The organism is Pseudomonas proteolytica, from assembly GCF_007858275.1.
GTDB classification, from domain to species: Bacteria; Pseudomonadota; Gammaproteobacteria; order Pseudomonadales; family Pseudomonadaceae; genus Aquipseudomonas; species Aquipseudomonas proteolytica.
In genome coordinates, this window is the sequence record NZ_VFEV01000034.1 from 1 (window position 1) to 24,046 (window position 24,046).

Annotated in this window: 23 protein-coding genes; 10 read left to right on the forward strand and 13 right to left on the reverse strand. The window is 61.5% G+C overall.

Annotated elements, in window-relative coordinates:
- Positions 1 to 358: 358 nt before the first annotated feature.
- A complete protein-coding gene (locus FIV38_RS21680) occupies positions 359 to 1,222 on the forward strand; it encodes a LysR family transcriptional regulator (protein ID WP_029293277.1) in 864 nt (287 codons plus the stop codon).
- A gap of 50 nt (positions 1,223 to 1,272) precedes the next feature.
- Entirely contained in the window at positions 1,273 to 2,277 is a 1,005-nt protein-coding gene (locus FIV38_RS21685) for a LacI family DNA-binding transcriptional regulator (protein ID WP_029293275.1), read from the forward strand.
- Here FIV38_RS21685 and FIV38_RS21690 read toward each other — a convergent pair.
- From FIV38_RS21690 to FIV38_RS21715, 6 genes are all read right to left on the reverse strand, one after another.
- Positions 2,274 to 2,999, reverse strand: a complete 726-nt coding sequence (locus FIV38_RS21690) for an SDR family oxidoreductase (protein ID WP_092238626.1) — start codon at positions 2,997 to 2,999, stop codon at positions 2,274 to 2,276. The genes FIV38_RS21685 and FIV38_RS21690 overlap by 4 nt on opposite strands.
- Positions 3,000 to 3,137: 138 nt before the next feature.
- The gene (locus FIV38_RS21695) at positions 3,138 to 4,670 is read right to left on the reverse strand and encodes an FGGY-family carbohydrate kinase (protein ID WP_092238623.1); all 1,533 of its coding nucleotides are present in this window, start codon (positions 4,668 to 4,670) and stop codon (positions 3,138 to 3,140) included.
- A gap of 2 nt (positions 4,671 to 4,672) precedes the next feature.
- Positions 4,673 to 5,752 carry an alcohol dehydrogenase catalytic domain-containing protein gene (locus FIV38_RS21700; protein ID WP_070996393.1) on the reverse strand — a complete coding sequence of 360 codons (1,080 nt, stop codon included), beginning with the start codon at positions 5,750 to 5,752 and terminating at the stop codon, positions 4,673 to 4,675.
- 73 nt (positions 5,753 to 5,825) lie between these two features.
- A complete protein-coding gene (locus FIV38_RS21705; RefSeq protein ID WP_092239368.1) occupies positions 5,826 to 6,818 on the reverse strand; it encodes an ABC transporter permease in 993 nt (330 codons plus the stop codon).
- Positions 6,784 to 8,292 (reverse strand): sugar ABC transporter ATP-binding protein, encoded by a 1,509-nt coding sequence (locus tag FIV38_RS21710; RefSeq protein ID WP_070996394.1) that lies wholly within the window; start codon positions 8,290 to 8,292, stop codon positions 6,784 to 6,786. The genes FIV38_RS21705 and FIV38_RS21710 overlap by 35 nt, the downstream gene beginning before the upstream one ends.
- 63 nt (positions 8,293 to 8,355) lie before the next feature.
- Entirely contained in the window at positions 8,356 to 9,270 is a 915-nt protein-coding gene (locus FIV38_RS21715) for a substrate-binding domain-containing protein (RefSeq protein ID WP_092238620.1), read from the reverse strand.
- 181 nt (positions 9,271 to 9,451) lie between these two features.
- On the opposite strand from FIV38_RS21715, the gene FIV38_RS21720 reads away from it, so the two are divergent.
- Together FIV38_RS21720 and FIV38_RS21725 are read left to right on the forward strand one after the other, a co-directional pair.
- Positions 9,452 to 10,138 carry a sterol desaturase family protein gene (locus tag FIV38_RS21720; protein WP_092238617.1) on the forward strand — a complete coding sequence of 229 codons (687 nt, stop codon included), beginning with the start codon at positions 9,452 to 9,454 and terminating at the stop codon, positions 10,136 to 10,138.
- Positions 10,135 to 11,223, forward strand: coding sequence for an SMP-30/gluconolactonase/LRE family protein (locus FIV38_RS21725; RefSeq protein ID WP_029293264.1), 1,089 nt, complete (start codon positions 10,135 to 10,137; stop codon positions 11,221 to 11,223). The genes FIV38_RS21720 and FIV38_RS21725 overlap by 4 nt, the downstream gene beginning before the upstream one ends.
- Before the next feature lie 71 nt (positions 11,224 to 11,294).
- On the opposite strand, the gene FIV38_RS21730 is transcribed toward FIV38_RS21725, so the two are convergent.
- From FIV38_RS21730 to FIV38_RS21740, 3 genes are all read right to left on the reverse strand, one after another.
- Positions 11,295 to 12,758: a hypothetical protein gene (locus FIV38_RS21730; protein WP_092238615.1), complete on the reverse strand. Its 1,464-nt coding sequence runs from the start codon at positions 12,756 to 12,758 to the stop codon at positions 11,295 to 11,297.
- 187 nt (positions 12,759 to 12,945) lie between these two features.
- A complete protein-coding gene (locus tag FIV38_RS21735) occupies positions 12,946 to 13,308 on the reverse strand; it encodes a hypothetical protein (protein WP_092238612.1) in 363 nt (120 codons plus the stop codon).
- Positions 13,309 to 13,310: 2 nt separating this feature from the next.
- On the reverse strand, positions 13,311 to 14,279 hold the full coding sequence (locus FIV38_RS21740; RefSeq protein WP_092238609.1) for a hypothetical protein: 969 nt from the start codon (positions 14,277 to 14,279) through the stop codon (positions 13,311 to 13,313).
- Positions 14,280 to 14,538: 259 nt separating this feature from the next.
- Between FIV38_RS21740 and pmrG the strand changes: the two genes are divergently transcribed.
- Positions 14,539 to 15,219: a lipopolysaccharide core heptose(II)-phosphate phosphatase PmrG gene (pmrG, locus tag FIV38_RS21745; protein WP_235861126.1), complete on the forward strand. Its 681-nt coding sequence runs from the start codon at positions 14,539 to 14,541 to the stop codon at positions 15,217 to 15,219.
- 12 nt (positions 15,220 to 15,231) lie between these two features.
- Here the strand turns inward: pmrG and FIV38_RS21750 are convergent, their stop codons facing one another.
- Entirely contained in the window at positions 15,232 to 15,702 is a 471-nt protein-coding gene (locus FIV38_RS21750) for an Lrp/AsnC family transcriptional regulator (RefSeq protein ID WP_092238606.1), read from the reverse strand.
- A 123-nt stretch (positions 15,703 to 15,825) separates the two neighbouring features.
- Here FIV38_RS21750 and FIV38_RS21755 point away from each other — a divergent pair, with 123 nt between their 5' ends.
- Positions 15,826 to 17,064 carry a methionine gamma-lyase gene (locus FIV38_RS21755; RefSeq protein WP_092238603.1) on the forward strand — a complete coding sequence of 413 codons (1,239 nt, stop codon included), beginning with the start codon at positions 15,826 to 15,828 and terminating at the stop codon, positions 17,062 to 17,064.
- Positions 17,065 to 17,071: 7 nt separating this feature from the next.
- On the opposite strand, the gene FIV38_RS21760 is transcribed toward FIV38_RS21755, so the two are convergent.
- Both FIV38_RS21760 and hpaR read right to left on the reverse strand, forming a co-directional pair.
- Entirely contained in the window at positions 17,072 to 18,082 is a 1,011-nt protein-coding gene (locus FIV38_RS21760) for a GlxA family transcriptional regulator (RefSeq protein WP_032866764.1), read from the reverse strand.
- Between the two features lie 49 nt (positions 18,083 to 18,131).
- Complete coding sequence (hpaR, locus tag FIV38_RS21765; protein ID WP_029294359.1) at positions 18,132 to 18,554, reverse strand: homoprotocatechuate degradation operon regulator HpaR; 423 nt, start codon at positions 18,552 to 18,554, stop codon at positions 18,132 to 18,134.
- Positions 18,555 to 18,767: 213 nt separating this feature from the next.
- Here hpaR and FIV38_RS21770 point away from each other — a divergent pair, with 213 nt between their 5' ends.
- On the forward strand, positions 18,768 to 20,024 hold the full coding sequence (locus FIV38_RS21770) for an OprD family porin (protein WP_092238600.1): 1,257 nt from the start codon (positions 18,768 to 18,770) through the stop codon (positions 20,022 to 20,024).
- Here FIV38_RS21770 and hpaA read toward each other — a convergent pair whose 3' ends face one another.
- Positions 20,025 to 20,924: a 4-hydroxyphenylacetate catabolism regulatory protein HpaA gene (gene hpaA, locus FIV38_RS21775; RefSeq protein ID WP_029294355.1), complete on the reverse strand. Its 900-nt coding sequence runs from the start codon at positions 20,922 to 20,924 to the stop codon at positions 20,025 to 20,027. It abuts the gene before it with no gap.
- 121 nt (positions 20,925 to 21,045) lie between these two features.
- Here hpaA and FIV38_RS21780 point away from each other — a divergent pair, with 121 nt between their 5' ends.
- Genes FIV38_RS21780 through hpaE form a run of 3 tightly spaced genes read left to right on the forward strand, consistent with a single transcriptional unit; the run spans position 21,046 to position 23,944 of the window.
- Positions 21,046 to 21,711, forward strand: coding sequence for a fumarylacetoacetate hydrolase family protein (locus tag FIV38_RS21780; RefSeq protein ID WP_092238597.1), 666 nt, complete (start codon positions 21,046 to 21,048; stop codon positions 21,709 to 21,711).
- Positions 21,708 to 22,478 carry a fumarylacetoacetate hydrolase family protein gene (locus tag FIV38_RS21785; RefSeq protein ID WP_092238594.1) on the forward strand — a complete coding sequence of 257 codons (771 nt, stop codon included), beginning with the start codon at positions 21,708 to 21,710 and terminating at the stop codon, positions 22,476 to 22,478. Before FIV38_RS21780 ends, FIV38_RS21785 begins: the two co-directional genes overlap by 4 nt.
- 5 nt (positions 22,479 to 22,483) lie before the next feature.
- Entirely contained in the window at positions 22,484 to 23,944 is a 1,461-nt protein-coding gene (hpaE, locus tag FIV38_RS21790) for a 5-carboxymethyl-2-hydroxymuconate semialdehyde dehydrogenase (RefSeq protein ID WP_029294350.1), read from the forward strand.
- Positions 23,945 to 24,046 lie beyond the last annotated feature (102 nt).

Below are 24,046 nucleotides of genomic sequence, written 5' to 3' on the forward strand. Positions count from 1 at the left end.
ATCCGATATTGATTTGGGGGGTAAACCGGCAGGACGCCGGTTTAGCCGCGCTGGGCCATGGATGGCCCATCGCGGCGGCCCCCCAAATCAATGTCGGATTACGGGCACACCGAGCCTAGGCGAGGTGCCGAGTGGTGGGGCAAGAGCGCTTTGGTTACTTTGGACTGGGCCGGCACTCCGGCTCTTCGAAAGTGACCCGCCGTAAGGGCGGAACCTTAAGTGGCCGTGACCGCAGCAACGGATATGTACCCAACCCCAAGAACCATCGCAGGCAAGCCAGCTCCCACACTCATCGCATTTCACACACCGATTTTCGATTGTCACACTACAATGCCCCTCCCCCCTCTCCGGAGCCGACATGGACATCGAACTGGCACGCACTTTCCTGGAAATCACCCGCTGCGGCAGCCTGGCCGCAGCCGCCGAGAAGTTGCACGTCACCCAGACCGCCATTACCGCACGTGTGCAAAAGCTCGAAAGCCAGCTCGACAGTACGCTGTTTGTGCGCAACCGCGCCGGGGCGCGCTTGACTGCCGATGGCGAGGCGTTCGTGGTGTATGCCAATCAACTGGTGCAGACCTGGGAAGCCGCACGCCGTGACCTGCCGTTGCCCGAGGGCTATCGCAATGTGTTGCATATCGGCGGCGAAGTCAGCCTGTGCAACCCGTTGATGCTCGGCTGGGCCAAGGCCCTGCGCGAGCACATCCCCAGCCATGCACTGCGCACCGAAGTGCGTGACGGTGAATACCTGTTGCGCCAGCTGGAACTGGGCGTGCTGGATGCCGCGCTGGTGTTCCAGCCGCAGTACTGGCCGGGGTTGCAGGTGGAGCAGGTGCTGGAAGAAAAACTGATCCTGGTGCGCCTGGCCGCCCGTCCCGATCCCTATGTGTATATCGATTGGGGCCCGGGCTTTCGCCAGCAACACGACGCCGCCCTGCCCGACAAGGCCCGCGCCGCGGTGAGTTTCAACTTGGGGCCACTGGCCCTGCAATACATTCTGGAGAACGGCGGCAGCGGCTATTTCCGCACGCGGGTGGTGCAGAGTTACCTCGAAAGCGGAGTAATGGAGCGTGTACCCAAGGCTCCGGAGTTCAGTTTCCCGACTTACCTTGTGTACTCGCGCGAGCGCGATTCGGCGATCCTGCAGCAAGCCCTGGTGCTACTGCGCGGGGTGGTGAAGGCCGAAAGCGATTGGTCGCAACGCTGGGATCCGGTGCTTTGAACCCCTGCCCATGTTAGCCTCCTGATGTTTTCTCCTGGTCTGCCCTGTCGATGAACAAGAAAAAATCCGTCACCATCAGCGACATCGCCAAGCGGGTCAATATGACCACCATCACGGTGTCGCGGGCGTTGAGTAAACCCGACCTGGTCAAGCCCGCCACCCTGGCACGCATCCTTGAGGTGGCACGCGAGCTGGACTACGTGCCCAACGCCTTCGCCCGTGGGCTCAAGCGCAGCGAAAGCCTGATCATCGGGGTGATCACCGCATCGGTCGACAACCCGTTCTACAGCGAGATGATCAAGGCGATTTCCCGCGAGGCGAAAAAGCACGGCTACACCATCATGCTGGTGGACACCGACGAGCTGGAAGAACTCGAAAGCAAGGCCGTGGACACCCTGCTGGGTTATCGCGTGGCGGGGATCATCCTGTCGCCGGTCTCCGACGAGCCCGACTACCAGCCCGATTACCTGGAGCGCCTGGGCAACGGCAAGACGCCGGTGGTGCTGCTCGACCGCACGATCCACGACAGCCCGTTCAGCCGCGTGGTGCTGGACAACTACCACAGCGGGATCGAAGCCGCGCAATACCTGTTGCGCCACAACCCGGCGCTCAAGCGCCTGCTGGTGCTGACCGGGCCTGAGCATTCGCGCATCACCGTAGAGCGCCTCAAGGGCCTGCGCGAAGTACTGGCCGAGCATCCCCAGGTGCAGGTCCAAGTGTGCGCCGGCGACTACACCTTGATGCCCTCCTACCTGCACACCCTCGACTACCTGGCCGCACACGCTGCGCCGGACGCGATCATGGGGTTCAACCAGTTGATCACCCTCGGCGCCTTGCGCGCCCTGCGCATGCACAACATCCCCCACGACAGCCTGACCATCTGTGGCATCGACCGCTTGCCCTTTGCCGATATCTTCGGCGTGCCGATTGCCTGCGTGGCCCACGATGCGTCGCTGGCCGGCAGCAGTGCGGTGCGCCTGTTGCTCGACCGCCTGCAAGACCCGTACAAGCCACGGGACAAGGTGGTGATTGCCGGTACCCTGGAAAACGGCTAGCGGCTGGTGTAGCCGCCATCGATCGGCAGGCTGACCCCGCTGATCATGCTCGCCGCCTCGCTCAACAGGAACAGCACCGGTAACGCCACTTCGTGCGGTTGGGCGAAGCGTCCCAAGGGTATCGCCGCCAACGCCGGGTCGCGCTTGGCCGGATCGGACCAGGCCTGTTGCGCCATCGGCGTCAGGGTCACGGTGGGGTTGACGCTGTTGACCCGGATCCCGAAACGCCCCCATTCAGCACATTGCACGCGGGTGATCGCATCCAGGGCGGCCTTGGACGCGCAATAGCCGAGGTGGTCGTCCAGTGCCACCAGTGAAGCCTGGCTGGAGACGTTGACGATGCTGCCAGCAATACCTGCGGCGATCATCGCCGCCGCCACTCGGCTGGCGACTTGCGCGGCGGCGCGGGCGTTGACGTTCATCACCAGGTCAAAGGCTGCGCTGCTGATCGCCGCTGCCGGCTCCAGGCGCGAGATACCGGCGCAATTGACCAGGCCGTGCATCGGCGGCAGGTCCTTGAGGGCCGCATCCAGGGCCGCGCTGTTGGCAATGTCCAGGCACAGGGTTTCGCAACCCAATTGCGCGAGCGCGTTGGCGTCACGGCCGATGGCAAAAACCTGGGCGCCGCTGGCGAGCAGTTGCAGGGCGATTTCCCGGCCGATGCCGCTGCTGGCACCGGTGACGAGGATGCGTTGGTGGGTGAAGTCGAAGGTGGTGGTCATCAATGAATATCCCAAAGCAATAGAGAGCCCATGTGGGAGCTGGCTTGCCGGCGATGGCGGCAGGTCAGCCAGCAGATTTATCGACTGATACACCGCTATCGCAGGCAAGCCAGCTCCCACATTTTGGTCCGTGTTCACTTAACTCGTTTGCAGGCTGTGCATCACCGGCTTGAGTGCCGGATACAGCTTCAGGTAGTCGGCAAAAGCGCGGTCGTATGCCTGCACATTCTCAGCCCCAGGCTCAGCCCGCAGCTCCAACTGCACCCAGCCTTTTTCCATCTGCGCGGTGTCCACCAGCCCCACCGTATGCGCCGCCAACAACGCCGCACCCAATGCCGCCTCCACTTCCTGGACGATGGTGTACACCGGGTAGCGGGTCACATCGGCAATGATCTGCATCCACAAATCCGAATGGCTCGCCCCGCCCACCACGATCAACCGTGGGTCCAGTGAATGGGCACCACGCATGCCTGCCTCGATGTTGTGCCGCAGGGCAAAACTCACGCCTTCGAGCACCGCGCGGTACAGGTGGATGCGGCTGTGATACAGGTTCAGGCCGACAAAACTGCCGCTGGCCTGGTCATCCCATACCGGGCTGCGCTCACCCATCAGGTACGGCAAAAACAACAGCCCCTCACTGCCCGCCGGGATCTTGCGCGCGCTCTGTTCCAGCAGCCACAGGCTGTCCTGGCCGGTGTCTTTGGCCTGTTGTTCCTCGGCCTGGCAGAACTGCTCGCGAAACCAGCTCACCGAGGCGCCGGCGGTAATCGCGCCGCCGAAGATGTACAGGTCCTGCTGACCGTTGTAGACATGGGGCATGCTCACCAGGCCATGCCGGGCATCCACCTGTTGGTTGAGGTAGCCCCAGCACATGCTGGTGCCGATCATCGCCACGTGGTTGCCCGGCCGGGTGACGCCGGCCGCCAGGGTCGCCATGGCCGCGTCGACACCACCGGCCAGCACCGGCATGCCCGCCGCCAGGCCCAGGCGTTGCGCCCATTCCGGCAGTAGGCCGCCCACCGCTTCGCCCGAATACAGCAAGCGCTCGGGCATCATCGCCAACGGGATATCCAGCGCCGCCAGCATCTCGGCAGACCAGCCGCGCGCGGCCACATCGTAGATGCCGCCGATGTTGCCGGCGCTGCTGTGATCCACCGCCACCTCACCGGTCAGGCAGTAGTTGATATAGCTGTTGGGCGGCAGCAGGTAGCGGGTGTTGGCCCAGACCTGGGGTTGGTGCTGCTTGAGCCAGAGCATCTTGGTGAAACCGTAGTAGCTGTCCACCGAGTTGCCGGTAATCGCGAACAGGCGCTCCAGGTCGACATGTTCGCGCACCCAGGCCACCTGCTCGCCGGCGCGGCGGTCCATCCAGATCAGGCACGGATGCAGCGGCTTGATAGCGGCATCCACGGCAATTCCCGAGCCGCCGTAAAGGCTGCTGATACACAGCGCCTTGACCGCCTCCTTGTGTACACCGGACTTGGCCATGCAGTGGTTGACGCAACTTTCGACCGCATCCAGCCAGACCTGCGGCCACTGCTCGGCCCAGCGTACTTTCGGGGTATCCACGCGATAGCCCTGGCTGTGCTGGGCGATGATCCGACCCTCGCCATCCACCAACAGCGCCTTGGTGCTTTGGGTGCCTATGTCTACGCCAATCACATAATGCATAGTCATTGTCCTGGCTTGAGCAGCACCTTGATCGACTTCACCGAGTTGGCCAGGTCGAACGCTTCAGCCCAGTTATCCAGCGGGAAGTCATGGGTGACGATGCCCTTGGACGTCACCAGGCCACGTTCGAACAGGTCGATGGCCACCGGGTAGCAATACGGCCCCAGGTGCGCGCCGCGTACGTCCAGCTCCTTGCGGTCACCGATGATCGACCAGTCGGCGCTGGTCTCGGCACCGAATACGCTGAACTCGACAAAGCGCCCCAGCTTGCGGATCAGCTCCAGGCCCTGGGTCACGCCGGCCGGCACGCCGGTAGTCTCGATGTACACGTCGCAGCCGTAGTTGTCGGTCAGGCTATTGATGATCTCGCGGGCGTTGTCCCGGGCGGGGTTGATCACGACATCGGCGCCGTATTTTTTCGCCAGCGCCAGGCGCTCGTCGACCATGTCGATGACCACCAGTTTTTTCGGGGTTTTCAAGGCGGCCACCTGCACCATGCACAGGCCCAGGGTGCCCGCGCCGGCAATCACCACCACGTCGTCGAGCTGCAGGTCGCCACGGTTGACCGTATGAATCGCGCAGGCCATCGGCTCGATCAAGGCCGAATCTTCAAGGGACACCGACTCGGGAATCTTGTGCACGATGGCCGTCTTGGGGATACGCATGTACTGGGCCATGCCGCCTTCGGCCACTTCGCGCTGGAAGCCGAAGATGTTGTGCACCTCGCACATCCAGTACTTGCCGGACTTGCAGAAACGGCACTTGCCACAAGGCACGATCTGCTCGGCGATCACCTTGTCGCCCACCTTGACCTCGAAGTGCTCCTCGGCGCCCTCGCCCACTTGCTCCACATAGCCAAAAAACTCATGCCCCGGCACCACCGGCGCCTTGACCCAGGGGTTGTCGCCGCCCCAGAACATCGCCGCGCCCGAGTGGCATTTGCAGTCACTGGCGCAGATGCCGCAGGCGGCAATGCGGATCACCAGTTCATTGGGCCGCGCCTGGGGTTTGCTGATGCGCTCCAGGCGGTAGTCTTTCGGGCCGTGGCAGACGACGGCTTGCATTTGGGTGTGCTTATCCATGGTGTACTGACCTTTATTGAAGATGAGAGAGCCCGTCGCGGCCACGGCGGCCGCGTTGCGGTGATGGTTTTTTTTACTTGTGGCGCTGACGGCTGATAAAGATCGCCAGCAAAATAATTGCGCCCTTGATCACGCTCTGCACATAGGGCGAGACCCCGAGCATGTTCAGGCCGTTGTTCAACACCCCGAGCAGCATGGCGCCAAGCAAGGTGCCGACAATCACCCCGCGCCCACCGGCAATCGAGGCGCCGCCCAGGACCACAGCAGCAATCGCATCCAGTTCAAAACCGATGCCCGCATTGGGCTGGCCACTCATCAGGCGCGAGGTCAGCACCAGCCCCGCAATCGCCGCGGTCAGGCCACTGAGGCCGTATACCAGCAACTTGAAACGCGCCGCCCGCACCCCAGACAAACGCACCGCTTCTTCATTGCCGCCAATGGCGTAGATATAGCGACCGATGCGCGTGTGTTGCAGCAGCACATAGGCCACCAGGTAGGTGACCAGCATGATCAGGATCGGTACCTGGATGCCCAGCAGGCTTTCACGGCCAAAGAACGCGAACCACTCCGGCAGCCCGGAAATCGGATAGCCGTCGGTGTACATCAGGCCAAAGCCACGGGCGATGCCCATGGTCGCCAGGGTGACGATGATCGGTGGCATATGCAGGTAGGCCACGAACAGACCGTTGCCGATACCAAACGCCACGCCGATCAGCAATCCGGCGCCAATCGCCAGGCCCGGCGGCAGGCCCGCGACCATCAGGCCGGCGGTCAGGGTGCCGGACAAGGCCATCACCGGCCCCACTGACAAATCGATGCCACCGGTCAGGATCACGCAGGTCATGCCCACCGCGATGATCGCGTTGATCGACACTTGGCGGGCGATATTGGACAGGTTGCTGGCGGTGAGGAAAGTATCACTGGCGACGATCATCACGGCCGTGACCACCAATAGCCCGATAAACGGATAAAACGCCGGCGAGCGCACCAGCCGCGCCAGGTTCAGGCGCAGCCTGCCGGTCTCGGCGCGGTTAATGGACGTATTCACTTGAGCCCCCTGTTGCATGGCGCATAACCTCTTGTGGGTTGACGGCGGACGCTTCCAGTACCTTGACGATCGCGCCTTTGTGGAACACGGCGACGCGGTCGCACATGCCGATGATTTCCGGCAGCTCCGAAGAAATCATGATGATTGCGTAGCCTTGCTCGGTGAGCTTGCGCATCAGCGCGTAGATCTGTGCCTTGGCGCCGACGTCGATGCCACGGGTGGGTTCGTCGAACACCAGCACGTCGCAGTGATGGTTGATCCAGCGTGCAATCACTACTTTCTGCTGGTTGCCGCCACTGAGGTTGAACACCCGGCTTTCGCCGCTCGGCGCCTTGATCGACAGCTGGCGCATCAGCTCATCGACACTGGCGCACTCCTTGGTCTTGTCGATCAGGCCGCAGGCACCCTGGTATTTGCGCAGGTTGTTGATGGAGATGTTTTCGCGAATGCTGAAATCGGTGATCAGGCCTTCGCTCTTGCGGCTTTCCGGCAGCAGGCCGATACCCTGGGCCAAGGCCTGGGCCGGGTCGTCGAGGCTGACTTTTACCCCGCGCAGCCACACATCCTTGGTCACCGACGCCAGCGCGCCCATCATGCCCAGGGCCAGTTCGGTGCGGCCCGAGCCGACCAGCCCGGCAAACCCGAGTATTTCGCCCTGGTGCAGCTGGAACTGGTTGTGCGGGCCGTTGCGCTTGAGCTGGATGTCCTTGACCTCCAGCAGCAACGGCCCGCGCGCGGCGGTGGGTTTGGGGGGGAAGCTGCATTCCAGTTTCCGGCCCACCATCATCTCGACCAGGCGGTCGATATCGCTGTCCGCCACATCCGTCACGCCGGCGTTGCCGCCGTCGCGCAATACGCTGATGCGGTCGCACACCTGGAAAATTTCTTCGAGGTGATGGGAGATAAAAATCACGGCCACGCCCTGGCGCTTGAGCTCACGCATGATCTCGAACAGCAGCTCGGCCTCGCTTGGCGTAAGGGTCGCGGTGGGTTCGTCGAGCACCAACAGCCGCGCATCCAGGGCCAGGGCCTTGGCGATCTCGACAAACTGTTGCTCGGCCACGCTCAGGTGCTTGACCGGGCATTGCAGGTCGATGCTCACGCCCAGGCGTTGGAACAACGCCTGGGACGCTTGATGCATATCGCGCTTGCGCAGCAGGCCGAAGCGGTTGTTCAGCTCATGGCCGAGGAAAATGTTTTCCACTGCCGTGAGGTAGGGAATCAGGCTGAACTCCTGGAACACAATGCCGATGCCAGCGGCAATCGCGTCACGATAGGTCGCGAACTGCTGCGCCTGGCCGTCGATCAGGATGCGCCCTTCATCCTGGTGCTCGACCCCGCCGAGGATTTTCATCAGGGTCGATTTACCCGCGCCATTTTCCCCGAGCAAAGCATGGATTTCGCCGCGCTCCACTTGCAGGTTGATGGACTTGAGGGCTTGCACCCCCGGGTAGCGTTTACAGATGTTTTCCAGTTGCAAAAGACTGCTCATGCCGCCGACCTCTCGTTCAGAAGGGTGCCCAGGGCCCCACGCTTGACGTGGGGCGCGGACGGTTTACAAGCTGAAGTCCTTGGCCTTGGCCTGATCGATCAGAGTGATATCCACCGGGAGGGTGGCGGGCACTTGCGAGCCCCACTTCTTGGCCAGGGCGATGCCCAGGGCCAGGCGGATCTGGTCGCGCGGGTATTGCGCCGAGGTGGCGATGAACTTGCTGCCAGGCTTGAGGATGGCCTTGATCGCTTCCGGCGCACCGTCGACGCTGACCAGTTTGACGTCCATGCCGCTGGCCTCGATGGCCGACAGTGCGCCAAGGGAGCCGTTGTCATTGACGCTGAAAATGCCCTTGAGGGTGGGTTGGGCCTGGAGCATGTTTTCGGTCACGGTCAGTGCCTGGTCACGCTCTTGCTTGCCGTTCTGGATGCTGACGATCTTGATCTGCGGATGCTTGGCCACGGCCTCCTTGCAACCGCGCACGCGCTCGAGGATCGGCACCACGGCGATGCCGTCGAGGATTGCGATATTGCCGGCGTCACCGATGTTTTTCGCCAGGTATTCACAGGCCTGGAAGCCGGCGTCGAAGTTCTTTGAGCCGACGAAGGAGTCCAGCGGGCCATCGGCCTGGGCGTCTACCGCGACCACCACGACACCGGCGGCATGGGCCGATTTGACGGCGGACTGTACGCCCACCGAATCCGTGGGGTTGATCAGCAGGATATCGATGCCCTTTTGCAGCATGTCTTCGACGTCACTGACCTGCTTGGACACATCGTGGCGGGCATCGGTGATGATCAATTGCGCGCCGATGGTCGCCGCTGCGTCTTGCAGGGCATCTTTCATGGTGACGAAGTACGGGTTGTTGATTTCCTGGAAGGAAGCGCCAATGCGCAGAGGCGCAGGCCGGGTGTCGGCCAGGGCGACGGTGGAGATGCTTAGAGCCAACAAACACAGGGTTTTGCGAAGCATTTTCATGGCGTGGGTCTCTGTTTTGTTTTTATTTTTAGAGCAAATGTTATCGTTAACATTTTGGCAGAAGCTAGCAAGTAAATGAGGCAGGTGCAAGCCCCTTGCACCTGTCGGGGCGAGCTCAGTTCGCAAAATTGGCAGGCCGGACTAAGCTTGGTCCCCAACAAAAAATATAACGAGCGCCGCCATGACCCATCCCACCGAGGCTTTTCGCGAACGCTACCGCGCCGCTGTCCACCCGCGCTATAACCCGTGGCTGCATGCCGGCTTTGTGCTCAGCTACGGTTTGCTCTGCATCATGCTGGCCTGGGGCAGCACCCAACGGATTCAAGCCTGGGAATGGCTGGCCGTGCCCCTGACACTGGTGTTCTTCAACCTGTGCATTTACCTCGTCCATCGCCACCTGGGCCATCACAAACATGGGTTTTCCAAGCTGTTTTATGCACGCCACACCGGTGATCACCACAGCTTCTTCACCCCCGGCCACATGACCTATGACAGCCCCAGGGACTGGCGGGTGATTCTGTTTCCGGCCTGGCTGATCGTGCTCCACAGCCTGGCCATCACCCTCCCCGCCTGGTGGCTGCTCAAGCAACTCAACCCGAACGTCGCCGGGCTGTTCGCCGGGTGCATGATCCTCGGTTACCTGCTCTACGAAACCTTCCATGCCTGCGAACACCTGCCTGCCGGGCACCCCTTGGCCCGCTTGCCATGGATCCGCCATATGCACCAACTCCATGCGTTGCACCACCGCCGCGAATTGATGCAAGGACGCAACTTCAACATCGTGCTGCCATTGATGGACTATCTGTTCGGCACGCTGCACTGGGAGCCCGTCTCAACCCCCTCCAAAGACTCTCGGGAAGCACCATGAGCCAAAAAATCCGTCATCTGCTGTTGCTGGTATTGATCGCCATCGTCGCCTTTTTGCTGCTGATGCCCACCGAGGTCCAGCCGGTCAACTGGGCCCCGCCCAAGGCTCCGTCCCTGCAAACGGGGCCCTATAGCGAGAACCAGCGCCTGAAGGATGTCCAGCGCATTGGCGCCCAGGACATCGCCGGGCCCGAGGCCTTGCTGGTGGATGCCCAGGGCTTGCTGGTCACTGGCCTGCATGACGGGCGGATCATCCGCACCGCGCCAGACAGCAAGACCCTGGAAGTGCTGGCCAACACCGGTGGCCGCCCACTGGGCCTGGCACTGCACCCCGACGGGCGCCTGATCATTGCCGATGGGATCAAGGGCTTGCTGGCCTTGGACGCCCAGCGCACGTTGAGCACCCTGAGCACCAGCGCCAACGGCGTACCCTTCGGGTTTACCGATGATGTGACGGTGGACGCCGCCGGACGCTATGGCTATTTCAGCGATGCCTCCAGCCGCTGGGGCTATGGGCAGGATGGTGAGGCGGTGATCGAGCATGGTGGCGATGGTCGGTTGTTGCGTTATGACTTCAGCAACGGCCAGACCGACGTCTTGCTCGATCATCTGCAATTCGCCAACGGCGTGGCCCTGGGGCCAGATGAAAGCTATGTGTTGGTCAATGAAACCGGGGCCTATCGCATCAGTCGCTATTGGCTCAAGGGCGACAAGGCGGGTACCCATGACCTGTTTATCGACAACCTGCCAGGGCTGCCGGACAACCTCACCTTCAATGGTCGGGATCGGTTCTGGGTGGCGCTGTATTCGCCGCGTAACCCACTGCTCGATGGCTTGGCCGGTTACCCCGCGATACGCAAGATGATGGTGCGGGCGCTGATGGTGGTGCCCAAGCCCATCGAGCGCAAAGCCTTTGTGCTGGGGCTGGATGTGAATGGTCAGGTGGTGGCCAACCTGCAGGATGGCAGCGCGGGCAACTATTCACCCATCACCAGCGCCCGCGAAGAGGGTGAGTGGCTGTACCTGGGTTCGCTGAAGAACACCAGCATGGCGCGCTTGCCGCTGAAACTGGCATTGGCTTTGTAGGAAACGACGAAGCCCTCAAGGTCAATGCACGACTTGAGGGCTTCGTCGCCGGCAAGCCGGCGTCTACAGGATCAACGTACGATGGTCTGGCTGCAGATATGCCCCAGGCTGACGTACTGCGAAATATTGCCGCCTACGCCAACACCCGGGAACTCCTTGAGCTCAATGCGCCAGCCGCCCATGTTGAACCAGGTGCGCCAGTTGTAAGTCTGGCCGGACGAGCTGTCTGGGTAGACCACATTGAGATCGCCGGAGCAGGTGCCCAGGTCGACGTTGCCGGACGCCGCACCGGTGACACCGGTCTTGGCCTCGTAGTCGACCCAATGGTAGTTGATGGTGTTGTCGAAGCGTTTGTCGACCCGCAGCACCGGGGTCACGCCACGCAGCGGCTCACCGGTGCTGTCTGACCACTGGGTGCTCCAGCTCAGGCTGCGAGCAGCCTGGGTGGCCAGTTGCATGATCGAACTGGGGATACGCACCACGTTGTCGCCATTCACATTGCTCTGGTTCAGGCGCGGCGCCGAGCCAAAGGACAAGATGTATCGCGCCTGTGGGTTGAGCGCCACTGCCGGGTTGGCCCGCACCCGCACCTTGACGACATAGCCCGGGGTAAGGCTTGGGTAGGTGGAGGTGTTGTTCGGCTGGATCACGACCCAGTTGTTGCCATCGAAGCGCTCGAAAATCCACTGCTCGCGTGTGCCCGCGCCATCATCGCCGAGGAACATGCCCACGCCCTGGCCACGCAGCGAAGTGAAGTCGAAGTAATCGACATCGTTGACGCTGTCGAGGTTACCGGCCACCTGGTTCAGCGCATCCGGCAACGCGAACGCGGTTTGCGCGGTGTCATTGGGCTCGAAGGCGTCGATATTGCTGTCCACCGCCACGCCAAAACTGAACTGCGAGTTGCTCGCAGTGTTGGCCACCATGTACCAGTAATAATCGCCGGCGGGCATCACGCCGTTGAGGTATTCGTCGGCGCTGCCTGCGTTATCAGAGGTGCCCAGCAGCGTCAGGTTGCCCTGCCCGTCGTCATGGAACAGGCTCAACGACATATCGGTGCCGGCGCTCTGGTTCAGCAACTGGACCTGGATGCGCGCGCTTTGCGCCAGGTTGAAGTGATAGGCCACCTCCGCCCCGGTCTCCACGCCGGTCACGTTGTACAGGGTGTTGATATCCAGGGTCGGGAACAGGGGGGCAAAGGCTGCAATCGCTGCGCCTTGCAGGTGTTTCTCGCCCGGTTTTTGCAGCGCATCCACCACCGTATCCACCGGCGCGCTGCTGGCTGCGGCCTTGCTTGCCACCGCCTTGGCCTTGCCGGCCTTGGCCGCCTGGAGTTTTTGCTTGAGTTCGGCCGCAAGCTTGGACGACTCGACCTTGCCCCCCACTTTCAGCGCCTGGTCGACCGCATGCTTGACCGCTTGGGCGGACAGCTTGGCCGGGGCTTGCGAAGGGTACTGCTCGGCCAGGGCAAAGGCCGAAACGAAGCAGGAGGCCGCCATGGCCGCGCCCAGCATAAAGGCTTTTTTCGGTTTCATTTTTTATCCATCCATAGTTAAAAAATTTGTGGCTTGGGTGCGCGGTGAATCCGTTCACCTGGGATGGACTGTAGGATATGACTGTATGCATGTACAGTATTTTTTCAGATAAATGCGGGAAGGAGCCGATCAGCGCTGTAGGAAGAAACGACAAAGCCCAGGCGCTGCTGGGCTTTGGTTTGCTCGGCTACCACTTGCGCCAAACGACCCAGGTCGTCAACGCCATGAAATAGATGACCGAGAAGTAAAACGGCCACGTTGCCCAGCGCTTGAGTGCCAAGGGGACGGAGTCCAGCTCTTCCCTGGTCGTCTCACCACTTTTCACAAAGTGACCGGGCCACGTGAAGAACTGCACGAACACGCCCATGCGCATGGTTCTATCAATCAGCTTGTTTCTCCCCCAAAACCGCTTGTAGTACTGGACTGTTTCGTTTTCGCTGAAATAGCTTTCCAACTCATCCAGTTTCTTGTACTGACCGTACAAAGTCAGGCCCAGGGAAACATACATTCCAAGTGCCAGCACTATCAGGATCAATGTGTATAACGACATATCTATATTCCTGCTGGCTTGTACAGAAAATCCCCCATCTCTTCTCCAATAACCCCACCCAAAGCCCCCCCGCTATTCCCGCCAACAGCACCAGCAACAATCGCGCACATCAATTGCCCCTGCCCTTTCAACGCGACACCTAAAACTATCCTGCAAGCACTCCCACTGATCCGCCCCGCAATCATCCCCCCCATCACAGCCCCCGAAACCCCGCCCACCAACGTCCCCCCCTGTACATACCTCGCCCTGCTACACAACTCCCCCCGATCCTTCATACACGCCTCCTTGATCTCCAACCCCGCCACCCCCACATCCAGCGCCAGCCCCACATACGTGCCATTACCCAAAAACTTCGACGTCTGGGCAATGCTCTTGATGCGCTGGGTGTAACCCACAATTTCACTTTTATGCAGATAGCTCTTGGTCGAAATCCCCAGCACCTTTTTCAACGATTGATGGCTCTGCAAACTGGTACCAAACCGCGCCGCGCCTTGCAGTTGCACCTCCAGTTTGTTGAACAAAACCTGGCGGTGGCGCACGAAGTTGTTACGGTCCAGCACGCCGTCCTTAAGCTGGCGATGCAACCGTTCGACCTCCTCCAGCGTGTGCCTGACCTCATCCAGGTGCCGGCCCCATGCCGAGGTGGCGCTGCCTACGCCCAATGAGCTGTAGCCAAGCAGGCTTTGCAGCAAATCATATTGGCCGACCACTGCTGTCCCGAGCGCCGCGTCCTGTTCCAGGCCGCGGCGGATTTGCTCGGCGTGGCGCATCAACCAGGCATCGTTGAAGGTGCAGGCCATGCCGTAGTCGTCGGGAATAATCACCATCTGCCCAGGCGTGACCAAGCCATGGCGCAAGTGCAGGTTCAACGCATCGAACTGCACCGACAGCGCGTGGCTGGAGTCTTTGAGTAAACGGGTTTTCAAGCTCAAAAAATCTATGGTCCGATCATTGATATACGCCTGCGCCATCGCCCGCATCCCTGATGCAATGAATAGGGCGTAGGAATATATGTAAGCAGAACGGGCCTGGCACAAGCCCGGGGATGAAAAACGGCTAGGGGATGAACTTTGGGAAGTTGCCTACTTTTCAAGCACCGCAGACCTACAGAAACGACCGCGAACATCGCCCTGCGACAACCGCGTTTTTTTCACATTGATTTCACTGGCCGGCCACGCGCCGAACACTAGATTGCCTGCCGACGTATCAGCAATGTAAGAACTCCCCAGGGTGAACAGTGTGGTTGACATGATCCAGGCCAAACTCCTCGCCGATCGGCGCCTGGCAAAACCCCTCAAACAACTGTGGCTGCGTTTTATCGCACTCATCGCCCTGTGCCTGGCGGTGATGGGCGCGATGCTCTGGCCTGCGTCACCGCAGAACCTTGGCATCGACAATCGCCTGGTCACTTCGGGGGCCCTGGCAGCTTGGCGCAATGGCAACCTGATCGTGCTGGTGCGTCATGCAGAACGCTGCGATCGCTCCAGCAATCCCTGCCTGGGCCCTCCAGATGGCTTGACCCGATCCGGTGGTATGGCGGCGGCCGCAGTGGGTGCCGCATTCCAGACCCTGGGCATGTCCCACAGTGATGTGTTGAGCAGCCCTGCCACGCGCACCCTGCAAACGTCGCAGTTCATGTTTGACCACGCCCGCGTGTTACCTGACCGCTTGACCTTGTGTGGCCCCGCCCTCGCCCACGATCTGCCGGCGCGCAAGGCCGCCGGGCGTAACCTGCTGCTGGTCACCCACAGCGAATGCATCGCCGACCTGGAGCGGGTGTTGGGTTATCCCCACCCCGATGGCGCCGAATACAGCAGTTCGCTGTTTGTCCAAGTCGGCAGCCACGGCAAGCTCAAAGTGCTCGGGGTACTCAACAGCCAGGACTGGGCATCAGCCTTTGGGCATCTTTAGGAGGTAGCGCGCTCACCCCGGCAATGGGATCACCCGCAACGGCCTGACGGACTTGTAGGAAAAGCTCGAATAGATTTCCTTCACGCATGGCAACGTCTGCAACACCTCGCGGGCAAATTCGCCAAACGACTCCAGGTCCTTGGCCACCACTTCCAGCAAAAAGTCATAGCGCCCCGACACGTTATGGCAGGCGACGATTTCCGGGATGTCCAGCAGCCGCTGCTCAAACGCCCGGGCGATTTCCTTGGAGTGGGTGTCCATCATGATGCTGACAAACGCCGTGACCCCGTAGCCCAGGGCCTTGGGCGAGAGGATCGCCTGGTAGCCGCTGATCACGCCGCTGTCTTCCAGGTTCTTGACCCGACGCCAGCACGGCGAGGTGGTCAGGGAGACACGGTCGGCCAGTTCGGCAACGGTCAGGCGGGCGTTGCCTTGCAGGGCGTTGAGCAGGGCTTTGTCGATACGGTCGAGTCCTACAGGCATGTCTTGCCTCGAATAGTTATTTTTATGGGTTTTCATCCTTTGCCGCCGGTTTTTCCCAGCAAAGTAGGCAACGTTCAGCCTCGGTTATGAGCATAGCATTGTAGGAAATAAGGAGAGTCCTACATGAACAACAAACACAGCGGATTCGGCTTTTCTACCCGTGCGATCCACTACGGCTACGATGCGCAAGACCATCATGGTGCCCTGGTGCCGCCGATTTATCTGTCGGCAACGTTTGCCTTTCCTACGGCCGAATACGGCGCGGGCTGTTTTGCCGGCGAAGAAAGCGGGCACTTTTACACGCGTATCTCCAACCCGACCCTGGCCTTGCTCGAATCACGCATGGCCACCCTGGAAGGCGGCGAAGCGGCGGTGGCGTTCAGTTCCGGAATGGGCGCAATTGCAGCGACGTTCTGGACCCTGTTGCGGCCCGGCGATGAGGTGATCGTCAGCCAGACGTTATACGGCTGCACCTTCGCCCTGCTGCACCACGGTATCGGCGAGTTCGGCATCAAGGTGCGTCATGTCGACCTGTCGGACCTCGACGCCCTGCGCGCCGCCCTCTCCCCCGCGACCCGCATGATCTACTGCGAAACCCCGGCCAACCCCAACCTGCAATTGATCGACATTGGCGCGGTGGCCAAGATCGCCCATCAGCAGCCCAACATTACCGTGGTCATTGATAACACCTACTGCACCCCCTACCTGCAACGCCCGCTGGAACTGGGCGCCGATGTGGTGGTGCACTCGGCCACCAAATACCTCAGCGGCCACGGCGATATCACCGCCGGCATCGCCGTCAGTCGCCAGGACCTGGCGCAGCGCATTCGCCTGCAAGGCTTGAAGGACCTGACCGGGGCCGTGCTGTCGCCCCAGGACGCCTTTTTATTGATGCGTGGCCTCAAGACCCTGGCGCTGCGCATGGATCGCCATTGCAGCAATGCCCAGGCCGTGGCCGAGGCGTTGCAGGCCCATCCGGCGGTAGAGTCGGTGACCTACCCCGGCCTGCGCTCCTTCCCACAATACGAGTTGGCGGCACGTCAGATGAAACTGTCAGGGGGCATGATTGCCTTTGAACTCAAGGGCGGCATCGCCACGGGCAGGCGCTTCATGAACGCGCTCAAACTGTTCAGCCGCGCGGTCAGCCTGGGCGACGCGGAGTCCCTGGCCCAGCACCCGGCGAGCATGACCCACTCCACCTACACCCCAGAGGAACGGGCCCAGCACGGGATTGCCGAAGGGCTGGTGCGCTTGTCGGTGGGGCTGGAGGACATCGCGGACCTGCTGGCCGATATCGGGCAGGCACTGGCGCATTGCGTCAAGCGCGCGCCGGCAAGAAAAACGGCGACGCACGCTGTGTAGCAGCGCGCTATTTGACCAGCCGGGTTTCCTTCGACGGGCGGTAGCCGAAATAGGCACTGTAGCATTTGCTGAAGTGGCTGGGGGACACAAACCCGCAGGCCACCAGCACATCGACCTGGGACAGCTCGGTGTGCTGCAGCAGGCGCCGGGCCTCGGTGATACGCAGCTCCATGTAGTAACGCTGCGGCGTGGTCCCCAATTGCTCGCGGAACAGGCGCTCCAACTGGCGCCGCGAGCGCCCGGCATACACCGCCAGTTGTTCCAGGGCCAGGGGCTCTTCGAGGTTGGCATCCATCAGGCGCACCACTTCGCGTAGCGGCGCACTCACGCAGATGTTTTCTGCGGGCTTGATCCGCCGGTAACGCGACTCCTCAAAGGCCAGGATATCTTCGATCCCTTCCACCAACGCCTTGTCGTGCAGGCTCTTGATCCAGTCCAGGGCCATATGGAACGCACCTGATGGGCTCGATGCACTGAGGCGGTCACGATCGATCACGTACGGCTCGCTACTGACTTGGGTGGCCTTGGCGATTTCCGTCAGGGCCGGGCGGTGTTCCGGGTGGATGGCACAGCGATAGCCATCGAGCACACCGGCCTTGCCCAGGAACCACGCCCCGTTCCATAAGCCGGCAAGGATCACGCCCTGTTGCGCCGCGGCCTTGAGCAGTTCGATAAAGCTTTCGCTGGCTTTGAGCTGGGTGCGGTAGCCGCCGCAAATCACCAGCAGGTCGAGGTCGGCCAGCGCGCTGTGGTCCAGGCGTGCGTCCGGGCGAATCACCAAGCCCAGGTCGCTGATCACCTCCTGCTCGTCCAGGCCGAAGGTGCGCGAGGTGAACAACCCCGGGCGCAGCAGGTTGGCGGTGATGAGGGTGTCCAGCGCCTGAGTGAATGCGGGCAGGGAAAAATGCTCCAACAACACAAACCCTGCGAGGACCAGGCGCGGTGCCTGGCCCGGGGTTTCATTCAGGTAGCGCAGGTTCTTGCCTTTCATGCCGCCGCTGAATTGCCGTCTTTCCATTATTGTTCGACCTGTCTGCGGGCGCCGGCAAGCCGGCTGCTACAAGGGCTTAGGGCTTGATGTTTTTCAGCTGGTTGAGCAGCTCGAGCAGTTGCTGCAACTGCTCCTCGCCGAACTGCTCCTGGATCTTCTGGTAGTTGCTTTCCATGCCCGCGCTCATCTCGACGAAGCACTGTTGCCCCTGCTCGGTGAGGTTCACGAACACGCGGCGCTGGTCTTCGCTGGACTTGCGCCGGCGCACGATGCCATCGCGCTCCAGGCGCGCCAACACCCCGGTCATGCTCGGCTTGAGGATGCAGGCCAGGTGCGCCAGTTGATGGCTTTCCAGTTCACCTTGCTGGCGCAGGATACGAATCACCCGCCACTGCTGTTCGGTCAGTTGGTGTTCGTTGAGCAACGGGCGGAAAAACGCCATGGCGGCTTCGCGGGCCTGCAGCAGCGTCAGCGTCAGGGAAGGTCTGGGAGTGGACATGGTTCACGCGCAAAAGAGATCGAAGCGTCGAAGCTTAGGGTCGCCTCCCCAGGCATGCAAGCCGGCCGCCGCACAAACTCGTTAACCTCAACACGAATTATTTTTCAGGCGCATAAATTACCTACCCATAATAAATATAACATGTTAACAATATGCCACTCCCTTGAGTGATCCGAAGGGCGATACCTACAAAAACAACAAAAGGAATCTGTCATGCATTTGCGCCTCCTTCCCCTGGCGGCCAGCGCCGGCCTGTGCGCTACGTTCAGCCCCTTGAGCGCCTACGCCGAGTTTATCCAGGACAGCAAGGCCAGCCTCGACCTGCGCAACTTCTATATGAACCGCGACTTTCGCCAGACCAACGCCCCACAGAACAAGGCCGATGAATGGGCCCAGGGCTTTGTGCTGCGCCTGGAGTCGGGCTACACCGAAGGCTTGGTGGGCTTTGGCGTGGATGCCTTGGGCGAATTGGGCGTCAAGCTCGACTCCAGCCGCGACCGGCGTGGCACCGGCCTGCTGGCGTATGGCGCCAGCCAGCAGCCTGTCGACAGCTACAGCGAACTGGGCTTGACGGCCAAGGTGCGGGTAGCGAAAACCGTGCTCAAGGCCGGCACTCTGCAGCCGCAGTTGCCCGTGGCCGCCTACAACGACACGCGGCTCCTGCCCTCGACCTACACCGGTGAACTGGTCACGTCCCAGGACATTGCCGGCCTGACCCTGAACCTCGGCCGCCTGGAAAAACAGAACCTGCGCGACTCCTCCAGCAACGACCAAATGAGCTACGCCGGCGTCGACAGCAGCCACCTGGACCTGGCCGGTGGCACCTACGCCATCACCCCACAGTTGGCGACCACCTACTACTACGCGCAGATGCAGGATATCTACCGCCAGCACTTTATCGGCCTGGTGCACGACCTGCCGCTGGCCAACGGCATGAGCCTGCGCAGCGACCTGCGTTACTTCGACACCCGCGAGCAAGGCAGCCAAGCACTGCGTAGCGCCTCACGGGTGGACGGTGGGCGGATCGACAACCGTTTCTTCAACGGCATGCTGAGCCTGTCGACGGGGGCCCATAAATTCGGCCTGGGCTACCAGAACCTCTCAGGCGACGGCGATTTCGCCTACCCGGGCCTGGACCCCTACTCCGTCAACCTGGTGACCATCAACGTGTTCACCAAGGCCCAGACCGATGCCTGGCAAGCGCGCTACGACTACAACTTCGCCGCCCTCGGCCTGCCGGGCCTGACCTTCATGACCCGCTATGTGGATGGCAGCCATGTGCGGACCGCCAGCGTGCGCAATGGCCGCGAATGGGAGCGCGATACCGACCTGACCTACACCGTGCAGAGCGGGCCGTTGAAAAACGTCAATGTCAGGCTGCGTAACGCGACCCTGCGTTCGAGCAACGGCCTGACCAGCGATATCGACGAAAGCCGCATCATCATCGGCTACAGCCTGGCGTTGTGGTGATCAGCGCAGGCCCGCTTGGCGCAGGCGGTACTCCCCCGGCGTCATCTGTGCATAGCGCTGGAAAAACCGGCTGAAATAGGCCGGGTCCTTGAAGCCCAGTTGATAGCAGATTTCATTCGCGGAACTGCCGGTAAACAGCAGCAGGCGCTTGGCTTCCTGCATCAGCCGTTCAAGCACCAGGCGCTTGGACGGCAGGTCGGCTATGCGCCGGCACACGTCGTTGAGCCGCGCTTCGGTGACGCCGATGGCTTCGGCATAGGCCGACAGCGGCCAGTGCAGCAGATAGTGGTCTTCGATCAGCTCATTGAAGCGATGGAAGATGCGCAGGTCTTCATGGCGCGCCGGGCGTGCTTCCAGGGAATTGGCGCTGAGCCTGAGCAAGCTGATCATGATCAATCGGGTCAGGCTTTCCAGGGCCACTGCGCGACCGGCGCCAGCGCTGTTGATTTCGTTGCACAGCTCGTCAAACAGCCACTCCAGCCGCTTGATTTCGGGCTGGAACTGCGGCGCCAGGCGGGCCAGCGCGACGCAGGCCGGTGGCACGTGCGGGCCGGGGGCAAGGCTTGGGTCGGCATCGATCAGCGCCCGCACCAGTTGCTGGCGTACGGTCAATACGTGGCCGTCGGCATCGGCTTCGGTGACAAACGCATGGGCCACCGTCGGTGGCGTAAGGAAGAACATCGGCCCGGATTCCAGGTACTGCTGGTCGTCGAGGTAGACCCGCACCGCGCCGCTCTTGACGTAATGCACCTGGAAAAACCGGTCATGGCGATGCACGGGCATATTGCGCCCGAAAAAACCCGCCAGGTTGCCGAGCCGGTCGTAATGCACGTCGGCATCGCTGTAGCGCTGGTCGTAGACCTGGCCGATGTTGATGTTGGGGATCGGTTTCACAGGCATCTCTTTATTGTTTTTTGCACCCGATGATTTTGCCATGCTTGACGGTAGTTAACATATTAATTATAACGTTAACACATTAACGAACTGCCTCCAGAGCAGTCGCCATCGCCAGGAGAAATCCATGAGCCGTACCCTGCATGATGTTGCCAGCGGCACCCTGTTCGGCGTCGCGCTGAACTACCAGGGCTTGCTGAACCAGCGTCTCGCTGAATTCGAACAGCCGCCGTACCAGAAGCCGCCGGTCAAGCCGGTGCTGTTTATCAAGACGCCCAATACGCGCAACGGTCATGACGGCGTAGTGCTTCATCCGGCTGGCCAGCGCCTGCAACCTGGCCCGGCGCTGGGCGTGGTGATCGGCAAAAATGCCAGCCGCGTCAGCGTGGAAAACGCCCTGGATTATGTGGCGGGCTACACCATCGTCAATGAATTCAGCCTGCCGGAAGACAGCTACTACCGCCCCGCCGTCAAAGCCAAGTGCCGCGACGGGTTCTGCGCCCTTGGCCCGGAACTGGTGGCCCGCGAGCAGATCGCCAACCCCCATCAGTTGAGCCTCAAGCTGTTCGTCAACGGCGAGCTGCGCCAGCAGAACACCACCGCCAACTTTGTGCGTGATATTCCCCGGTTGATCGCCGAGATCAGCGAATTCATGACCCTGCATGCAGGCGATGTGCTGATCACCGGTACGCCTGAAGGTCGGGTGGATGTGCAACCCGGCGACATCGTCGAAGTCCAGATCAGTGGCCTGGGCCGCCTGGTCAACCACATCCAGGCCGAGGAACAGCCATGAAACACGCGCGCATCCGTTTTGAAGGCCAGGTCCATCAGGTCCACGTCGAAGATTTCAATGCTGTGCGCCTGGCTGACGGCCGGTTGCTGGCCGAAGACCAGGTCGAGTGGCTGCCACCGGCCACCGGCAATATGTTCGCCCTGGGCCTGAACTACGCCGACCATGCCGCCGAACTGGCCTTCGCCCCACCGACCGAGCCGCTGGCGTTCGTCAAGTCGCCGGGTACCTACACCGGGCATAACCAGGTCACCTGGCGCCCCGACAACATCGTCTACATGCACTACGAGTGCGAGTTGGTGGCGGTGATCGGCAAGCCGGCGCGCAACGTCAAGCGCGAAGACGCCCTGGAGTACCTGGCCGGCTACACCGTGTGCAACGACTACGCGATCCGGGACTACCTGGAAAACTACTACCGCCCCAACCTGCGGGTGAAAAACCGCGACGCCACCACCCCGGTCGGCCCGTGGATCGTCGATGTGGCCGATGTGCCAGATCCGAGCAACCTGACCCTGCGCACCTGGATCAACGGTGAACTGCGCCAGGAAGGCAGCACCCGCGACATGATTTTCGATATCCCCTACCTGATCGAATACCTGTCCAGCTTCATGACCCTGCAACCCGGCGACATGATCGCCACCGGCACCCCAGAAGGCCTGGCCGATGTGGTGCCCGGCGATGAAGTGGTGGTGGAAGTGCAAGGCGTCGGCCGCCTGGTCAACCGAATTGTCAGCGAGGCGGACTTTTTTGCCGCCGCCAAAGAGGCTTGAGCACCATGATCAAACATTGGATCAACGGCCGTGAGGTCGAAAGCAAAGACACCTTCATCAACTACAACCCGGCCACCGGCGAGGCGATTGGTGAAGTGGCCAGCGGCGGCGCCGAAGAAGTCGCCCAGGCCGTGGCCGCCGCCAAGGAAGCCTTCCCCAAGTGGGCCAATACCCCCGCCAAGGAGCGTGCGCGCCTGATGCGCAAGCTTGGTGAATTGATCGAACAGAACGTGCCCCACCTGGCCGAACTGGAAACCCTGGACACCGGCCTGCCGATCCACCAGACCAAGAACGTGCTGATCCCACGGGCTTCGCACAACTTTGATTTCTTCGCCGAAGTCTGCACACGCATGGACGGCCACAGCTACCCGGTGGACGACCAGATGCTCAACTACACCCTCTACCAACCGGTGGGTGTGTGCGCGCTGGTGTCGCCGTGGAACGTGCCGTTCATGACCGCCACCTGGAAGACTGCACCGTGCCTGGCCCTGGGCAACACGGCGGTGCTGAAGATGTCCGAACTGTCGCCGCTGACGGCCAACGAACTGGGACGCCTGGCCCTCGAAGCGGGAATCCCCAAGGGCGTGCTCAACGTGATCCAGGGCTACGGCGCCACTGCCGGCGATGCCCTGGTGCGCCACCCGGATGTGCGGGCGATTTCCTTTACCGGCGGCACCGCCACCGGCAAGAAGATCATGCAGACCGCCGGCCTGAAAAAATACTCCATGGAGTTGGGCGGCAAGTCGCCGGTGCTGATTTTTGAAGACGCCGACCTCGAACGCGCCCTGGATGCGGCACTGTTCACCATCTTCTCGCTCAATGGCGAGCGTTGCACCGCCGGCAGCCGGGTGTTTATCCAGGAAAGCGTGTACCCGCAGTTCGTCGCCGAGTTCGCTGCCCGCGCCAAGCGCCTGATTGTCGGTGACCCGCAAGACCCGAACACCCAGGTGGGCTCGATGATCACGCAAGCCCACTATGACAAAGTCACCGGCTACATCAAGATTGGCATCGAAGAAGGCGCAAACCTGGTGGCAGGCGGCCTGGAACGGCCGGCCAACCTGCCGGCACACCTGGCACGCGGGCAGTTTATCCAGCCCACCGTATTCGCCGATGTAAGCAACAACATGCGCATCGCCCAGGAAGAAATCTTCGGCCCGGTGGTGTGCCTGATTCCCTTCAAGGACGAAGCCCAGGCCCTGCAACTGGCCAACGACACCGAATATGGCCTGGCGTCGTATATCTGGACCCAGGACATCGGCAAGGCCCATCGCCTGGCCCGTGGCATCGAGGCCGGCATGGTGTTTATCAACAGCCAGAACGTGCGCGACCTGCGTCAACCGTTCGGCGGGGTCAAGGGCTCGGGTACCGGCCGTGAAGGCGGCCAGTACAGCTTCGAAGTTTTCGCAGAGATCAAGAACGTGTGCATCTCCATGGGTAGCCATCACATCCCGCGCTGGGGCGTGTAACTGTAGGAGCGGGCTGGCCCGCGAGGGTCGTTAACGATAACGCTGGCTGTCAGGGTTAACGCGGTGACCTTGCGTTTTTCGCGAGCGAGCTCGCTCCTACAG

What these genes read in the sequence shown, in the direction of transcription:
- FIV38_RS21680 (WP_029293277.1), top strand. Translation starts at nt 359, where the DNA reads ATGGACATCGAACTGGCACGCACTTTCCTGGAAATCACCCGCTGCGGC.
- FIV38_RS21685 (WP_029293275.1), top strand. Translation starts at nt 1,273, where the DNA reads ATGAACAAGAAAAAATCCGTCACCATCAGCGACATCGCCAAGCGGGTC.
- FIV38_RS21690 (WP_092238626.1), bottom strand. Translation starts at nt 2,999, where the DNA reads ATGACCACCACCTTCGACTTCACCCACCAACGCATCCTCGTCACCGGT.
- FIV38_RS21695 (WP_092238623.1), bottom strand. Translation starts at nt 4,670, where the DNA reads ATGCATTATGTGATTGGCGTAGACATAGGCACCCAAAGCACCAAGGCG.
- FIV38_RS21700 (WP_070996393.1), bottom strand. Translation starts at nt 5,752, where the DNA reads ATGGATAAGCACACCCAAATGCAAGCCGTCGTCTGCCACGGCCCGAAA.
- FIV38_RS21705 (WP_092239368.1), bottom strand. Translation starts at nt 6,818, where the DNA reads ATGCAACAGGGGGCTCAAGTGAATACGTCCATTAACCGCGCCGAGACC.
- FIV38_RS21710 (WP_070996394.1), bottom strand. Translation starts at nt 8,292, where the DNA reads ATGAGCAGTCTTTTGCAACTGGAAAACATCTGTAAACGCTACCCGGGG.
- FIV38_RS21715 (WP_092238620.1), bottom strand. Translation starts at nt 9,270, where the DNA reads ATGAAAATGCTTCGCAAAACCCTGTGTTTGTTGGCTCTAAGCATCTCC.
- FIV38_RS21720 (WP_092238617.1), top strand. Translation starts at nt 9,452, where the DNA reads ATGACCCATCCCACCGAGGCTTTTCGCGAACGCTACCGCGCCGCTGTC.
- FIV38_RS21725 (WP_029293264.1), top strand. Translation starts at nt 10,135, where the DNA reads ATGAGCCAAAAAATCCGTCATCTGCTGTTGCTGGTATTGATCGCCATC.
- FIV38_RS21730 (WP_092238615.1), bottom strand. Translation starts at nt 12,758, where the DNA reads ATGAAACCGAAAAAAGCCTTTATGCTGGGCGCGGCCATGGCGGCCTCC.
- FIV38_RS21735 (WP_092238612.1), bottom strand. Translation starts at nt 13,308, where the DNA reads ATGTCGTTATACACATTGATCCTGATAGTGCTGGCACTTGGAATGTAT.
- FIV38_RS21740 (WP_092238609.1), bottom strand. Translation starts at nt 14,279, where the DNA reads ATGGCGCAGGCGTATATCAATGATCGGACCATAGATTTTTTGAGCTTG.
- FIV38_RS21750 (WP_092238606.1), bottom strand. Translation starts at nt 15,702, where the DNA reads ATGCCTGTAGGACTCGACCGTATCGACAAAGCCCTGCTCAACGCCCTG.
- FIV38_RS21755 (WP_092238603.1), top strand. Translation starts at nt 15,826, where the DNA reads ATGAACAACAAACACAGCGGATTCGGCTTTTCTACCCGTGCGATCCAC.
- FIV38_RS21760 (WP_032866764.1), bottom strand. Translation starts at nt 18,082, where the DNA reads ATGGAAAGACGGCAATTCAGCGGCGGCATGAAAGGCAAGAACCTGCGC.
- hpaR (WP_029294359.1), bottom strand. Translation starts at nt 18,554, where the DNA reads ATGTCCACTCCCAGACCTTCCCTGACGCTGACGCTGCTGCAGGCCCGC.
- FIV38_RS21770 (WP_092238600.1), top strand. Translation starts at nt 18,768, where the DNA reads ATGCATTTGCGCCTCCTTCCCCTGGCGGCCAGCGCCGGCCTGTGCGCT.
- hpaA (WP_029294355.1), bottom strand. Translation starts at nt 20,924, where the DNA reads ATGCCTGTGAAACCGATCCCCAACATCAACATCGGCCAGGTCTACGAC.
- FIV38_RS21780 (WP_092238597.1), top strand. Translation starts at nt 21,046, where the DNA reads ATGAGCCGTACCCTGCATGATGTTGCCAGCGGCACCCTGTTCGGCGTC.
- FIV38_RS21785 (WP_092238594.1), top strand. Translation starts at nt 21,708, where the DNA reads ATGAAACACGCGCGCATCCGTTTTGAAGGCCAGGTCCATCAGGTCCAC.
- hpaE (WP_029294350.1), top strand. Translation starts at nt 22,484, where the DNA reads ATGATCAAACATTGGATCAACGGCCGTGAGGTCGAAAGCAAAGACACC.